Raw genomic sequence first — 12,375 nt, 5'->3', positions numbered from 1 at the left:
CGCCTACCAGTCTATGGGCCGGGTCTGTCCGATGAGGCATCCGCCGTCGCCGAGCACCGGGCGCACCGCTCCGTGGTAGCCGCCCGATTTCGGGCCGTACTGACCGACCAGGCAGGCGCCCTGGAACGCGACGGCGAACTGGATCGAGTCGGCCGGCTCGCCGAGCGTCGTCTGGTCGGCCGTCACCGACATCGCCGCCTTGTCGAACCCTGCCGCGACGAGGGCGTCGATGAAGTCGCGCCCGCCCGCGGCGGCATTCGCGGCGACGACGCCGGTGTTCACCTGATCGAAGAAGGGCAGGTTCTCATCGGCCGAGGCGTCGGGCTGCAGCACGAGCGGCGCGACCGCGGTCGGCGGGGTGCTCGCGTCGGGGCTCGGCCGTGCGCTGTCGCTCGGGCTCGGGGCGCCTCCGAAGCATCCGGCCAGGAGGACCGCGGTCGCGAACGTCAGCGCCGCTGCACCCGTCACCTGACTCGCTCGCCGTCGCATCGCTCGCTCCTCGCTCGGGGCGGCGATCGCCGCACCTTACGAGTCTAGGTGCTCGGGCCGGCGAGGGCCTGGAAGGCCTCGTCGAACGCCGCGTCGAGCTCCCCCGCCTCGACCTCCTCGAGCTGCTCGGTGCGCGAGTCGCGCGCCTCGGACACGAATCCGACCGCGTCGGCGTCGCGGTCCTCGCGCACTGTCTCGCCGTTCTGCCGGGCGCCGTCGTTCGGCCCCGGCTGGATGCGCCGAGGGCGGGTCATCGCCCAGTTCAGGTCGTGGCCGATCGCCTCGGCGTCGATCTCCGCCGTCGTGCCCTGCCGTTCCGCGGTCTGCCAGGCGCGGATGCGCAACCGTCCGGTGACGACGACATGCTCCCCCTTGCGCACCGAGAAGCCGACGTGATCGGCCAGCCGCCGGAAGGCCGACACGGTGTACCAGTTGGTCTCGCCGTCGTGCCACTCGCCCCGCTCGCGATCGAACACGCGTCGCGACGACGCGAGCCGGAACGACACGATCGGCACCCCCTTCGCGGTCACATAGGTTCGCGGGTCGCTTCCGACGATGCCGGTCACGGCGATGTTGTCCTCGTTCATGGTCTCCTCGCTCTCCGGGCGCCGCCAGCCGGTGCCCTGGCGGCATCCGGAGCGCTCGTGCCGGGATCGCCCCGGATGCCGCGTGCGATTCAGCCTGCTCGGGACCGCGCGCTCTGAGAGCCCCCGAGCGTGCTTCTGTGGAGAGTCTCCGATTGGCACGCGCAGTTGGGGACGAGCATCGCGAACCGGGCGCTTCGACCGAGATACAGGTGTCCCCGCCCCCGCTCGGATCGGCGAAGATGAGGGCATGAGCCATCGCGCCGCCGCTGCACGCTACGACCGCATGCCCTACCGCCGCGTGGGGCGGAGCGGGCTCCGCCTGCCGTCGCTCTCGCTCGGGCTCTGGCACAACTTCGGCGACGCGCGGCCGCTCGATCGGCAGCGCGCGATCGTGCACCGCGCCTTCGACCTCGGCATCACGCACTTCGACCTCGCCAACAACTACGGGCCGCCGCCCGGCTCGGCCGAGACGAACTTCGGCCGGATCCTCGCCACCGGGCTCGGCCGGTACCGCGACGAGCTCATCGTCTCGAGCAAGGCGGGCTACGACATGTGGCCGGGACCGTACGGCGAGTGGGGCTCCCGCAAGCACGTCCTCGCCTCGCTGGACCAGAGCCTCGCGCGACTCGGATTCGACTACGTCGACGTGTTCTACTCGCACCGACCGGACCCCGACACCCCGATCGAGGAGACGATGGGCGCCCTCGCTGCGGCGGTCCGCCAGGGCAAGGCGCTTTACGTCGGCGTCTCCAACTACTCGCCGGAGGAGACCGCGCGTGCCGCCGAGGCGCTCGCCGCGGAGGGCGTGCCGCTCACCCTGCACCAGCCGAGCTACTCCATGTTCGACCGCCACATCGAACGCGGCCTCCTGCCCGTGCTCGACGAGGTGGGAGCCTCGGCGATCGTCTACTCGCCGCTCGCGCAGGGGCTGCTCACCGACCGCTACCTCGACGGGGCGATCCCCTCGGACTCGCGCGCGGCGACGAGCCGCTTCCTGAGCGCGGAGCGAATCGGCGAGACGTACCTCGAGCGCGTCCGCGCCCTGAACGGGATCGCGCAGCGCCGCGGGCAGACGCTCGCCCAACTCGCCCTCAGCTGGGTGCTGCGGCAGTCGCAGGTCGCGAGCGCCATCATCGGCGCGTCGAGCGTGCAGCAGCTCGAGCAGAACGTCGCCGCGCTCGACGCACCGGCGCTGGACGAGGCGGAGATCGCGGCCGTCGAACCGTTCGCCGTCGACGGCACCGCGCGGGACTGAGTCCGATCGGTGCGGATGTCGGTGGTCGCCCGTACCTTCGAAGCAGACGCAGGGCCGGCTGCACGAAGAGAGGAGCGACATGTCCATGACCATCTCCATCCGTGAGCCGTTCCCCGACCGCATCCCCGGTCTGAACTTCGCCGCGGCCGCACCCGATCTGTGGCGGGTCGCGGCGAGCGACGGCGCGCTGCTCGGGCACATCCGCCGCCGCGAGATCGGCGGAGTCGAACGCTTCAGCTCGCGGCGGGTGCTCCCGGGCGGGCGGCAGGGCATCGATCTCGGCGAGTTCTGGTCGCCCCGCGACGCGGCCGAGGTCTTCCGCTGATTCGGCAGCAGAGCGAGGCGGCTTCATGGCACGCCGCGCGCGCGTGCGAGCGCACGCCGGAGCGACGGTACGCTGCGCTCATGCAGTGGTGGACTGATCTCATCTCCTGGCTCGACTCGAGCGCTTCGCGGCCCGCGGTCTTCTCGGCCGTCGTGCTCTTCTTCGCGGTGCTCGCCGCCGGTCTGCTCGCGGCGTGGATCGCCAGCGGAGCGGTCAAGCGAGTGGTCGCCCAACGCGACCGCGAGCTCAAGACGGCCGCGATCGCCGCGCTCGTCGATGCGGCGACCGAAGCATCCGTCTGGAACTCCCTGACTCCGCAGGAGCAGGTGCTGGCCGACCGCGCGGTCGGGCAGGCGGACATCCTCGTCCGGACCCTTCCGATCCGCGGTGCCGATGTCGCCGCGAACTGGTCGGCGCACCAGCTGCACGAGCTGAAGCGCGCGTCCGCGACGTTCGGCTACCAGCTCGACCCCGCGGTGGCCGAGTTCCGCGACCGCCTGCTCGAATGGCAGCGCCGTCCTTCACGCACCAAGCGCCAGTTCCAGAACGATCTCGAGCGGTGGCGTTCGCAGCGGCAGGCGCCGGAGCAGTCGGTCATGGACGAGCAGGACGCCTGGGTCGCGACGCAGCACCACGAGCGGTTCCGCGACAGTGACGCGGTGGCGGACGCCCGCACCGTTCCCGTGGCGACCGCGGCTCAGTCGTCGTCCGCACCGGAGTCCGCCGCCACGACGCCCCTCGCCCCCAGCGACTCGGGGCGCTGAGCGCGCCCACTCGGCGGCGGCCTCGTCCCGCGAACCACCACGAAGGAAGCCCCGTCGGACCGAACCGGTCCGACGGGGCTTCCTCGCTCTGCACTCGAGTCGCCGGGGGCAGCGGCTACCGCCACCAGTCGTCGAACTTCGACGCCGGGGTCTCGCGCTTGTGTCGGGTCTGCAGGTAGCGGGCCTCGATGCGTTCGGCGACCGCGTCATCGACCTCGCCGCCCTCGAGGTACTCGTCGAGATCGCGGTAGCTCAGCCCGAGATTCGCCTCGTCGGACTGGCCCGGGTCGTCGTCGAGGAGATCCGCAGTGGGAATCTTCAGGTAGAGCCGCTCGGGCGCCTCGAGCACCTCGAGCAGCGAGCGCCCCTGGCGCTTGGTGAGGCCGGTGAGCGGAAGCAGATCCGCACCGCCGTCCCCGAACTTCGTGAAGAAGCCCGTGACCGCTTCCGCGGCATGGTCGGTGCCGACGACCAGCATCCGCCGCTCGCCCGCGATCGCATACTGCGCGATCATGCGCATCCGGGCCTTCACATTGCCCTTGCCGAAGTCGCTCAACTCGGTGCCGAGTGCATCGGCGTACTCCTCGTCGACGCCGTCGACGCCACGACCGATGTCGAAGACGACCCGCTCGTCGGGGCGGATGAAGTCCAGCGCGAGCTGCGCGTCGGCCTCGTCGTGCTGCACGCGATAGGGCAGGCGCACGGCGACGAAGCTCACCTCGAGCCCGTCCGCCCGCAGGCCCTCGACCGCGAGCTGGCAGAGCCGGCCGGCGAGCGAGGAGTCCTGCCCGCCGCTGATGCCGAGCACCAGGCCGGCAGCCCCCGTTCGGCGCAGGTAGTCCTGCAGGAACCGCACCCGCTCCGCGACCTCCTCGGCTGCGTCGATCCGGGGGCGGACATGGAGTTCCTCGATGATGGTGGCCTGCATCGCTCGCATGCCTCGACCCTAGCGCTCGCGTGTTTCGCCCGTGCTACGCGGCCGAGCGCTACGCTCGGCGACAGCGCGCAGCTCTCGCCGCGCCGGGCGCATCGGTCCGAGATGATCGGTGCGGAGGGGGAACCATGGACGTCTCGATCGGCACGCTCGTGCTCTTCCCGGCCGTCGCGGTCGCCGCGCCGCTGCTCGTCCGCGCCGTCGGCAAGCTCGTCGCGATCCCGCTCGTGGTCTTCGAGATCGTGCTCGGCCTCGTGCTCGGCCCCTCGCTGCTCGGCTGGATCCGGCCGGACGACTTCACGGGCATGCTCGCCGACTTCGGCCTCGCCATGCTGTTCTTCCTGGCCGGCAACGAGATCGACCTGCGCACGATCCAGGGCCGGCCACTGCGCCGCGCGACCATCGGCTGGATCGTGTCCCTCTGCGCCGGCGTCGGCATCGCCGCCCTCCTCGCTCCGACCCTGCCGGCCGCCGCGTTCATCGGCATCGCGCTCACCTCGACCGCGCTCGGCACGATCATGCCGGTGCTCCGCGACGCCGGCGAGCTGCGCACTCCCTTCGGCATCGGCGTTCTCGCGATCGGCGCCGTCGGCGAGTTCGGCCCGCTCATCGCGATCTCGCTCTTCCTCAGCGGGCGCGCGCCCGGCGTCGCGACCCTCGTCCTGCTCGCGTTCGCGGTGATCACGGGGCTCGCGATCTGGGCCGCCGCGAGCGGCGCCGGGCGTCGCCTGCACCGAGTCATCACCGCGACGCTGCGCACGAGCGGACAGTTCGCGGTGCGACTCGTGCTGCTCATCCTCGCCGCCCTCGTCGCGCTCAGCACGGTGCTCGACCTCGACATGCTGCTCGGCGCGTTCGCGGCGGGCGTGCTGTACCGATTGCTGCTGAACGGCGCGCCCGAGCCGGACACGGAGCTCATCGAGCGCAAGCTGGAAGCGATCGGCTATGGCTTCCTCGTGCCGATCTTCTTCATCAACACCGGCGTGACCTTTGACCTCGCCGGCCTCACCTCGGACCCGCGCAACCTGCTGCTGCTGCCCATCTTCGTGCTGCTCCTGCTCGTCGTGCGAGGCGTCCCCTCCATGCTCGCCGCCCCGCAGGGAAGCGACTGGCGGGACCGCGGCGCGACCCTGCTCTTCGGCGCGACCGGCCTGCCGATCATCGTCGCGGTGACCGCGATCGGCGTCGATCGCGGCGAACTGCCGAGCGGCACGGCGGCGGCGCTCGTCGGCGCCGGCATGCTCTCGGTGCTCGTGTTCCCGCTCGTCGCGCTCTCGCTCAGGCGTCGCGCGGCGGACGCCCCGAGCGCTCCCAGCCCCGACCGCCTCGACGTGCCGACGGAGGGGTGAGGCTCCGGGCTCGCTATGCTGTCTTCGGCGGTCGTGCCGGCCCCCCGTAGCTCAGTGGACAGAGCAGGTGGCTTCTACCCACTTGGTCGGGAGTTCGAATCTCTCCGGGGGGACGCCGGCGCACCGCCTCCAGAGACCGCTCCCGGCCGCCGCCCCGCTCGCCGGTAGACTCGCCGCATGGCAAGCGCGAGCGACCGACTGGTCTGGATCGACTGCGAGATGACCGGACTCGACCTCGAGGTCGACGAACTGGTCGAGATCGCCGTCGTCATCACCGATTACGAGCTGAACCCCGTCGACGACGGCATCAGCATCGTCATCAAGCCCGATGCGAGCGCGCTCGAGCACATGAACGACTTCGTGCGCGCGATGCACACGGAGTCCGGCCTCATCGACGAGATCCCGAGCGGCGTCTCGCTCGCCGACGCCGAGTACCAGGTGCTCGAGTACGTGCTCCAGCACGTCCCCGAGGAGCGGAAGGCGCCCCTCGCCGGCAACTCGATCGGCACCGACCGCGCCTTCCTGACGAAGTTCATGCCCCGGCTCGACGCGCACCTGCACTACCGCAACGTCGATGTCTCCTCGATCAAGGAGCTCGCGAAGCGCTGGTTCCCCCGCGCGTACTTCAACGCGCCGGCGAAGCACGGCGGGCACCGCGCCCTCGCCGACATCCTCGAGTCGATCCTCGAGCTGCGCTACTACCGCCGCGCCGTCTTCGTCGCCGACCCCGGTCCCACCAGCCAGGAGTTGCAGGCCATCTCGGCCGCCGTAGTGGACGAGTTCACGCCCGACGTGGTGTAAGCTCGTGGAGTTGCCTCCCGCGTTCTGCGGTGGCGCATGGTGGGTATAGCTCAGTTGGTAGAGCGCCTGGTTGTGGTCCAGGAGGTCGCGGGTTCAAGCCCCGTTACTCACCCCATCCGATGGCCCCGACACCGCGTCGGGGCCATCGCTGCATCCGGGTGAGGAGCACGTATGGAACTCGACGCCGAGGCCTTCGAACGCATCGTGGTCGACGAGCTCGACCAGCTGCCCGACGACATGGTCGATGGGCTCGAGAACGTCGTGTTCGTCGTCGAGGATCGGCCCGAGGACGGATCGCTCGACCTGCTCGGCCTCTACGACGGCACGGCGCTCACCGACCGCGACCGCTACGGCTTCGGCGAGATGCCCGATCGGATCATCCTCTACCGCGAACCGCTGCTGGCGATCTGCGACGACGAGGAGACCCTGCGCGACGAGATCCACGTCACGCTCGTGCACGAGATCGCGCACTTCTACGGCATCGACGACGAGCGACTGCACGAGCTCGGCTGGGCCTGAGCGACGCCCGGTGCCATCGAGCGGAGTCGCAGGCGCACGCCGGTAGCCTGGTGCCATGAGTTCCTCGCCCGGCCGCACGATCGGCATCGTCGCCGGAGCGATCGCCATCCTCGGCGTCGGCGTCTACGCTCCGGCCATGCTGCTCGGTCCGCTGCCCGAGGTGCAGGTGGTCGCCGCTGCTCCGCCCGAGGTCCAGTCGCCGTCGTCGCTCGCACTTCCCGGCGATGGGGCGAGCGCAGTCGCGCGCGTGGCGGAGGAGCCGGTCGTGCTGGCGACCGCGGGCGACCCCGCGCCACTGCCGATCGGCGCCGCCGCGAAACTCGTGACGGTGCTCGTGACGAGCGAGGCGCTGCCGTTCCCCACCGACGGGGCCGGTGCGGAGCTGACCATCGGGCCGCAGGACTACAGCGAGTACCTGCAGGCCGAGAAGGACGGCACCCGCACGCTCCCCGTCTCCCCCGGCGATCGCTGGTCGCAGCGCGACGTGACCCGGGCCGTCCTCCTCGTGAGCAGCAACAATCACGCGGACACGCTCGCCCGGTGGGCGTTCGGCAGCGTCGATGCCTACGTGGAGCGCGCGAACGGATGGCTCGAGGAGCACGGGTTCGAGACGCTCCGCGTCGCCGATGCGACGGGACTCTCAGGCGACAACGTCGGCACCGCCGAAGACGTCGCCCGACTCGCGGCGCTCGCGCTCGCACAGCCGACCATCGCCTCGATCGTCGACGGCACGACCCTGCCGGGCGGGCGCGACATCCCGCTGACGGTCGACCACGCCGGCGACGACGGGGTGGACGCGATCGTCCGCGGATACACCGACCAGGCCGGCCTCGTCTTCGTGGGCCGTGCGCCGCTCGGGGCTGCCGACGATCCGGAGGATGCGGTGGTCGCCTTCGTACGGATGCCCGACTACGAGACGCTGGACCCGGCGATCGCGGGCTTCGTGCAGAGCATTCCCGCGGCCTCGGCCGCGGTGCCCGTCATCACCGAGGGCGGCCGCTACGGCGAGGCCAGGGCACCCTGGGGCGAGCACTCCGCCCTGCTGGCCGCGGGGACGCGGGAGGCCGGCGCGTGGGGCGCGGCCCCCGGCGACCCCGAGCTCGTGGTCGAGCCGTTCTCGACCGCTGCTGCGGATCGGATCGTCGGCGAGGTGCGCGTGCCGGTCGCCGGCGAGACGCTGTCGACCGGAGTGCGGCTCGAGACGGCCATCGGCGATCCCGGCCCGATGTGGCGGCTGCTGAACCCCGGCGCCATCATCGGCGCGTTCATCGAGGGCCAGCAGGCCCGCTGAGTCCGCGCGGGGGCCGTCGACGCCGCGTCGCTCGGCTCAGTCGTTCTCCTCGTCGGCCTCGACGGGGTCGGAATCGCTCGGGTCGAAACGGAATCGTGCCCGGAGCTCCCCGGCCACCTCGCGCTCGTCGATTCGGTCGTACCAGAACAGGGACTCGAGGCCGTCGACCGCGGCCACCATGCCGATCCGGGCCTCCGACCCACCGTCCACGAGGGCGCGACGGTCGAACTCGCCCTCCAGCGGGCCGTCGACGAACTCGGCGAGGTATTCGGCGGGTGCGCTGTCTGCAGTCATGGCACTACCGTAGCCCCGGTGCCGCGTCCACGGGAGTGCGCGCGCCATCAGGCGCGGATGACGAGGTCCGGGACGATCCCGCCCCGCCCGCGCGCGAGGTAGCGCCGCCACTGGGTCTCCCACAGCTCCCAGTACGGGTCGAAGGCGCCCTCGTCGCGCCGGAGCGCGCGGCTGCGCCGTGCGCCGAGCGGCGCTGCGACCAGGATGCGCACCGCCGCGGGCTGGTCGGCGACCGCAGCGAAGGCGCCGCACCCCTCGATGAGGAGCGGGCGACCCGGACGGATGCTGCGCCCGTCGACGACGCGCGAACGCGACCAGTCCCACCCGCGGACCCGGCCGACCCGCCCGGCCTGGATCGCCGGCACGAGGTGGCGACGAAGCTCCTCGGCGCCCTCGTCGAGCCCCTCCCACCCGCGGTACACCTCGTCGAGGTGGACGAGCACCGGACGGCGACACCACTCGGCCGCCACTGACTCGGCGAGCGTCGTCTTCCCCGCACCGCTCGGCCCGTCGATCGCCACGAGGGACGGTCGACGGCGCCGGAGCAGCTCGTGGACGCGGGCGAGCGCCGCCGCGCTGGGCGCGGGCATCGTCGCGCTCGGCCCGGGCGTCGTCGCGCTCACGACCACACCGGGTGGAAGGTGCCGGCGAGGATCGCGCCGCCGATCGCGCACGCGGCCACCGCGAGGGCCATGGCGAGGAGCACGGTATCGGCCGCGCCGACCTTCGATGGCCGGGCCCAGCTCCGCGCGGTCCGCGCGCCGAATCCCCGAGCCTCCATCGCCGTCGCGAGCTTCGAACCGCGCCGGATGGCCAGCACCAGGAGCGCGAACGCCATCGTCGCGAAGCGCCGCACGGCGCCGTGATCGCCGATGCCACGGGCGCGCCGCGACATCGCCATCGCCCGCCAGTCGTCGAGGAACAGCCCGATGAGGCGCGCTCCGGCAAGCGCGCCGAGGACGAACCTCGACGGCAGCCGCCACACCTGGGCCAAGCCGTCGGCGAGCTCGGTCGGGTCGACGTCGAGGAAGAGCAGCACCGCGGGCAGACCGATGGCGAGCACGCGCAGCGTGACGGCGATCGCGAGCTCGATCGAGCCGTCGGTGATTCGCGCGAGCCAGAAGCTCCAGTACTCAGTGCCCGCCGGACGCCCGTAGAGCAGCATGGAGAGGCCGGCGAGCGGCGCCGCCACGAGGATCGGCCAGCAGCGTCGCAACATGGCCGACGGGCGCACTCCGGCGGCCAGGAAGAGCGCGAGCTGCAGCACGAGGGCGATCGCGGCGCTCAGCCAGTCGATCGTGAAGAGCAGCGGCGTCGTCACTAGTATCGCGGCGGCGAGCCTCGTGACGGGATTCACCCGGGGCAGGAACCGCAGGCGGGGGCGCCGCGAGGCATCCGTCCCCTCCCCGGAGGGGCCGCTCGGCGGCCGGCCGACGATCGTCGTGACCGGCTGGGCGCGCCCGACCCGGCCCGTCATGCCGCCCTGCCTTCTGCCGGAGCATCGGCGCCGAGGGCATACCTGACGTCGCCGAGCGCCTCGCGGTACGCCGAGTCGTGCGTCACCGAGAGCACGGCGACGCCGTCGTCGGTGAGCTCGCGCACGAGCCGGACGAGCTCGATCCAGGTCAGCCGGTCCTGGCCGAAGGTGGGCTCGTCGAGGATCACGACGCCGGGGCGGGCGACGAGGACGGAGGCGACCGTGAGCCGGCGCTGCTCGCCGCCGGAGAGCGTGAACGGGTTCGCCTCGGCGAGATGGTCGAGCCGGAGGCGCTCGAGCACCGGATCGATGCGCGCCGCCGAGTCCTTCGCGCCGAGCGCATGGAGCGCGACACCGAGCTCGGCCCGCACCGTCCGGGCGACGAATTGATGCTCCGGCTCCTGGAACACGGTGCCGATCCGACTCAGCAGCTCGCGGGAGCGCCAGCCCGCCGGATCGGCGCCGAGCCCCCTCGCGAGGGCGGGCGCCGCGGCGACCCGGCCGGCGAGCGGCCGGATCAGGCCGCCCATCGTCAGTGCGAGCGTCGACTTGCCCGCCCCGTTCGGCCCGGTGAGCACGGTCGAGGCGCCGGCCGGGATGGCCAGCTCGATCTCGGCGAGCAGGGGCCGGCCGGCGGAGCGGCCGATGGTCAGCTCGTGCCCGAGCAGCAGCGCCTCGTCTTCCGGTCTCGCGACGGCGCGCGCCGAACCGACCTCGAGCGGCTCGCCGGGCACCCAGACGCCCGCCGCGAGCAGTTCGGTGCGCGCGGACACCAGCACCTCGGCCGGCCGGCCGTCGGCGATCACCCGGCCGTCGCGACCGAGCACCACCATCCGCTCGACGAGCCGGTGCCAGACATCGACGCGGTGCTCGACGACCACGAGGGTCGCCCCCGTGCGATCGAGCACGCGGGAGACCGCGTCGCGCACCTCGGCGACCCCCGCGGGATCGAGGTTCGCCGTCGGCTCGTCGAGGAGGAGCAGGCCGGGCTGCATCGCGATCGCCCCCGCGAGGGCGAGCCGCTGCTTCTGCCCGCCGGAGAGCCGGCTCGTCGGATGATCCAGCGGCAGCTGCAAGCCGACGGCATCCAGCGCGGCCCGGACGCGCGCCCAGATCTCCGACCGCTCGACGCCGAGGTTCTCGCAGCCGAATGCGACATCGTCGCCGAGCCTCGAGAGCACCACCTGCGAGTCCGGGTCCTGCAGCACCAGGCCCGACCGTCCACGCCGATCGGCGGGGTGGAGGCCGTCGATGAGCAGTTCGCCGACGGACTCGCCCTCCTCCGCCCCGCCGTTCACGCCGGCGAGGGCGTGGAGCACCGTCGACTTGCCGCTGCCCGACGGTCCGACGAGCAGTACCCGCTCCCCCGGCGCGATGCTGAGGTCGAGCCCGTCGATCGCCCAGCGACGGCGGCCGGCGTGCCGCCAGCCCCAACCGCGGGCCTCGACGCCCGCGGGCGCTACGCGCCCGCTCACCGTGCCACTCATACCCGCTGGGTCACGTCCTGTCCGGCGGCGAAGCGGCTGAGCGCCCCCGTCGCGGCCAGCGCGCGCACGATGATCCAGCCGAAGATGCCTGCGAGCACCGCGCCGGAGATCACGATCGTGGTGAAGTACAGGCCGAGGAATTCGGGCGACTTCTGGAGGTTGCCGGAGGTGAAGAGCTCGAGCAGCCAGGCCGCGGCGCCGGCTGCCGCGCCCGCGAGGATCGCGGGCACGGGGCCGAAGCGTCGGTAGGCGAAGAGCGCGAAGACCAGCTCAGCGCCGAGGCCCTGCGCGATGCCCGAGTAGAGCGTCTCGATGCCCCACTGGTTTCCCACGAGGGCCGAGATGACGGCTGCGAGGAGCTCGACGAAGAGCGCCGCACCTGGCTTGCGGATGATGAGCCCGCCGAGGACGCCGCCGATGAGCCAGATGCCGACGGCGATGCCGCCGAGGCCGGGGGTGAGGGCGTCGGCTGCGGAGAACCAGGCGTAGCCGAGGTTGTTCCAGAGCAGGAAGAGGAGGCCCGTCGCGACGCCGATGACGGCGGCGACGACGATGTCGACGACCCGCCAGCGCAGGTCGCGGGCCCGCTTGGCGGGCCGCTCGATGGTGGACTGCTGGTTCGCGTTCGCGTGCACTGTACGTGCCCTTTCTTCAGTGGAAAGCGGCACGGGATTGAAGAGATCGATCTCCCTGCGCTGGCATGACCCAGATCAGGTTCGACGGTCGAAGGTTGGAGCACCTTCCTCTCAGCCCGGCTCACCGGACTCCCGTGTTCGAGCACGAGTATACGCGGACGCCGGCCG

General features: G+C 72.1%; 15 protein-coding genes, 2 tRNA genes and 1 riboswitch. Of the genes, 9 read left to right on the top strand and 8 right to left on the bottom strand.

All coding sequences use genetic code 11. The features are described 5' to 3' along the window. Positions 1-3 precede the first annotated feature (3 nt). Both QSJ60_RS10395 and QSJ60_RS10390 read right to left on the bottom strand, forming a co-directional pair. Positions 4-489 carry a DUF6993 domain-containing protein gene (locus tag QSJ60_RS10395; RefSeq protein ID WP_230763268.1) on the bottom strand — a complete coding sequence of 162 codons (486 nt, stop codon included), beginning with the start codon at positions 487-489 and terminating at the stop codon, positions 4-6. Positions 490-533: 44 nt separating this feature from the next. Next, a complete protein-coding gene (locus QSJ60_RS10390) occupies positions 534-1,076 on the bottom strand; it encodes a single-stranded DNA-binding protein (protein ID WP_285463564.1) in 543 nt (180 codons plus the stop codon). Positions 1,077-1,323: 247 nt separating this feature from the next. Here QSJ60_RS10390 and QSJ60_RS10385 point away from each other — a divergent pair, with 247 nt between their 5' ends. The 3 genes from QSJ60_RS10385 (at position 1,324) to QSJ60_RS10375 (ending at position 3,420) form a co-directional block, all read left to right on the top strand. Then, entirely contained in the window at positions 1,324-2,331 is a 1,008-nt protein-coding gene (locus tag QSJ60_RS10385; protein WP_285463563.1) for an aldo/keto reductase, read from the top strand. An 85-nt stretch (positions 2,332-2,416) separates the two neighbouring features. Then, positions 2,417-2,656, top strand: a complete 240-nt coding sequence (locus QSJ60_RS10380) for a hypothetical protein (protein ID WP_189084834.1) — start codon at positions 2,417-2,419, stop codon at positions 2,654-2,656. 80 nt (positions 2,657-2,736) lie between these two features. Next, positions 2,737-3,420 (top strand): hypothetical protein, encoded by a 684-nt coding sequence (locus QSJ60_RS10375; protein WP_285463562.1) that lies wholly within the window; start codon positions 2,737-2,739, stop codon positions 3,418-3,420. A gap of 115 nt (positions 3,421-3,535) precedes the next feature. Here QSJ60_RS10375 and nadE read toward each other — a convergent pair whose 3' ends face one another. Further along, positions 3,536-4,357 carry an NAD(+) synthase gene (nadE, locus tag QSJ60_RS10370; RefSeq protein WP_285463561.1) on the bottom strand — a complete coding sequence of 274 codons (822 nt, stop codon included), beginning with the start codon at positions 4,355-4,357 and terminating at the stop codon, positions 3,536-3,538. A gap of 125 nt (positions 4,358-4,482) precedes the next feature. Between nadE and QSJ60_RS10365 the strand changes: the two genes are divergently transcribed. From QSJ60_RS10365 to QSJ60_RS10340, 6 genes are all read left to right on the top strand, one after another. Then, positions 4,483-5,703, top strand: coding sequence for a cation:proton antiporter (locus QSJ60_RS10365; protein WP_285463560.1), 1,221 nt, complete (start codon positions 4,483-4,485; stop codon positions 5,701-5,703). A 40-nt stretch (positions 5,704-5,743) separates the two neighbouring features. Beyond that, a tRNA-Arg gene (locus tag QSJ60_RS10360) sits at positions 5,744-5,816 on the top strand. 64 nt (positions 5,817-5,880) lie between these two features. Then, positions 5,881-6,504, top strand: a complete 624-nt coding sequence (gene orn / locus QSJ60_RS10355) for an oligoribonuclease (RefSeq protein WP_285463559.1) — start codon at positions 5,881-5,883, stop codon at positions 6,502-6,504. A 39-nt stretch (positions 6,505-6,543) separates the two neighbouring features. After that, positions 6,544-6,619: transfer RNA gene (locus QSJ60_RS10350), tRNA-His, on the top strand. A 56-nt stretch (positions 6,620-6,675) separates the two neighbouring features. After that, the gene (locus QSJ60_RS10345) at positions 6,676-7,023 is read left to right on the top strand and encodes a metallopeptidase family protein (RefSeq protein WP_189084829.1); all 348 of its coding nucleotides are present in this window, start codon (positions 6,676-6,678) and stop codon (positions 7,021-7,023) included. Between the two features lie 55 nt (positions 7,024-7,078). Beyond that, positions 7,079-8,314 carry a D-alanyl-D-alanine carboxypeptidase family protein gene (locus QSJ60_RS10340; RefSeq protein ID WP_285463558.1) on the top strand — a complete coding sequence of 412 codons (1,236 nt, stop codon included), beginning with the start codon at positions 7,079-7,081 and terminating at the stop codon, positions 8,312-8,314. 36 nt (positions 8,315-8,350) lie between these two features. Here QSJ60_RS10340 and QSJ60_RS10335 read toward each other — a convergent pair whose 3' ends face one another. From QSJ60_RS10335 to QSJ60_RS10315, 5 genes are read right to left on the bottom strand one after another with little or no spacing between them, the layout of a single operon-like run. Beyond that, entirely contained in the window at positions 8,351-8,608 is a 258-nt protein-coding gene (locus QSJ60_RS10335) for a hypothetical protein (protein WP_285463557.1), read from the bottom strand. A gap of 47 nt (positions 8,609-8,655) precedes the next feature. Next, entirely contained in the window at positions 8,656-9,231 is a 576-nt protein-coding gene (locus QSJ60_RS10330; RefSeq protein WP_285463556.1) for a nucleoside/nucleotide kinase family protein, read from the bottom strand. Beyond that, positions 9,228-10,085: an energy-coupling factor transporter transmembrane component T family protein gene (locus QSJ60_RS10325; RefSeq protein ID WP_285463555.1), complete on the bottom strand. Its 858-nt coding sequence runs from the start codon at positions 10,083-10,085 to the stop codon at positions 9,228-9,230. The genes QSJ60_RS10330 and QSJ60_RS10325 overlap by 4 nt, the downstream gene beginning before the upstream one ends. Then, positions 10,082-11,572, bottom strand: coding sequence for an ABC transporter ATP-binding protein (locus tag QSJ60_RS10320; protein ID WP_285463554.1), 1,491 nt, complete (start codon positions 11,570-11,572; stop codon positions 10,082-10,084). The genes QSJ60_RS10325 and QSJ60_RS10320 overlap by 4 nt, the downstream gene beginning before the upstream one ends. Further along, entirely contained in the window at positions 11,569-12,207 is a 639-nt protein-coding gene (locus tag QSJ60_RS10315; protein ID WP_502871386.1) for an ECF transporter S component, read from the bottom strand. Before QSJ60_RS10315 ends, QSJ60_RS10320 begins: the two co-directional genes overlap by 4 nt. A 35-nt stretch (positions 12,208-12,242) precedes the next feature. Next, positions 12,243-12,353, bottom strand: a riboswitch (TPP riboswitch). Positions 12,354-12,375 lie beyond the last annotated feature (22 nt).

It is taken from the genome of Agromyces sp. NBRC 114283 (genome assembly GCF_030268405.1).
Classification (GTDB): Bacteria; Actinomycetota; Actinomycetes; order Actinomycetales; family Microbacteriaceae; genus Agromyces; species Agromyces mediolanus.
The sequence above is the reverse complement of the archived record's forward strand: the minus strand, read 5'-3'. Positions and strand labels throughout refer to the sequence as shown.

What these genes read in the sequence shown, in the direction of transcription:
- QSJ60_RS10340 (WP_285463558.1), top strand. Translation starts at nt 7,079, where the DNA reads ATGAGTTCCTCGCCCGGCCGCACGATCGGCATCGTCGCCGGAGCGATC.
- orn (WP_285463559.1), top strand. Translation starts at nt 5,881, where the DNA reads ATGGCAAGCGCGAGCGACCGACTGGTCTGGATCGACTGCGAGATGACC.
- QSJ60_RS10380 (WP_189084834.1), top strand. Translation starts at nt 2,417, where the DNA reads ATGACCATCTCCATCCGTGAGCCGTTCCCCGACCGCATCCCCGGTCTG.
- QSJ60_RS10375 (WP_285463562.1), top strand. Translation starts at nt 2,737, where the DNA reads ATGCAGTGGTGGACTGATCTCATCTCCTGGCTCGACTCGAGCGCTTCG.
- nadE (WP_285463561.1), bottom strand. Translation starts at nt 4,357, where the DNA reads ATGCGAGCGATGCAGGCCACCATCATCGAGGAACTCCATGTCCGCCCC.
- QSJ60_RS10345 (WP_189084829.1), top strand. Translation starts at nt 6,676, where the DNA reads ATGGAACTCGACGCCGAGGCCTTCGAACGCATCGTGGTCGACGAGCTC.
- QSJ60_RS10325 (WP_285463555.1), bottom strand. Translation starts at nt 10,085, where the DNA reads ATGACGGGCCGGGTCGGGCGCGCCCAGCCGGTCACGACGATCGTCGGC.
- QSJ60_RS10365 (WP_285463560.1), top strand. Translation starts at nt 4,483, where the DNA reads ATGGACGTCTCGATCGGCACGCTCGTGCTCTTCCCGGCCGTCGCGGTC.
- QSJ60_RS10335 (WP_285463557.1), bottom strand. Translation starts at nt 8,608, where the DNA reads ATGACTGCAGACAGCGCACCCGCCGAATACCTCGCCGAGTTCGTCGAC.
- QSJ60_RS10320 (WP_285463554.1), bottom strand. Translation starts at nt 11,572, where the DNA reads ATGAGTGGCACGGTGAGCGGGCGCGTAGCGCCCGCGGGCGTCGAGGCC.
- QSJ60_RS10390 (WP_285463564.1), bottom strand. Translation starts at nt 1,076, where the DNA reads ATGAACGAGGACAACATCGCCGTGACCGGCATCGTCGGAAGCGACCCG.
- QSJ60_RS10395 (WP_230763268.1), bottom strand. Translation starts at nt 489, where the DNA reads ATGCGACGGCGAGCGAGTCAGGTGACGGGTGCAGCGGCGCTGACGTTC.
- QSJ60_RS10385 (WP_285463563.1), top strand. Translation starts at nt 1,324, where the DNA reads ATGAGCCATCGCGCCGCCGCTGCACGCTACGACCGCATGCCCTACCGC.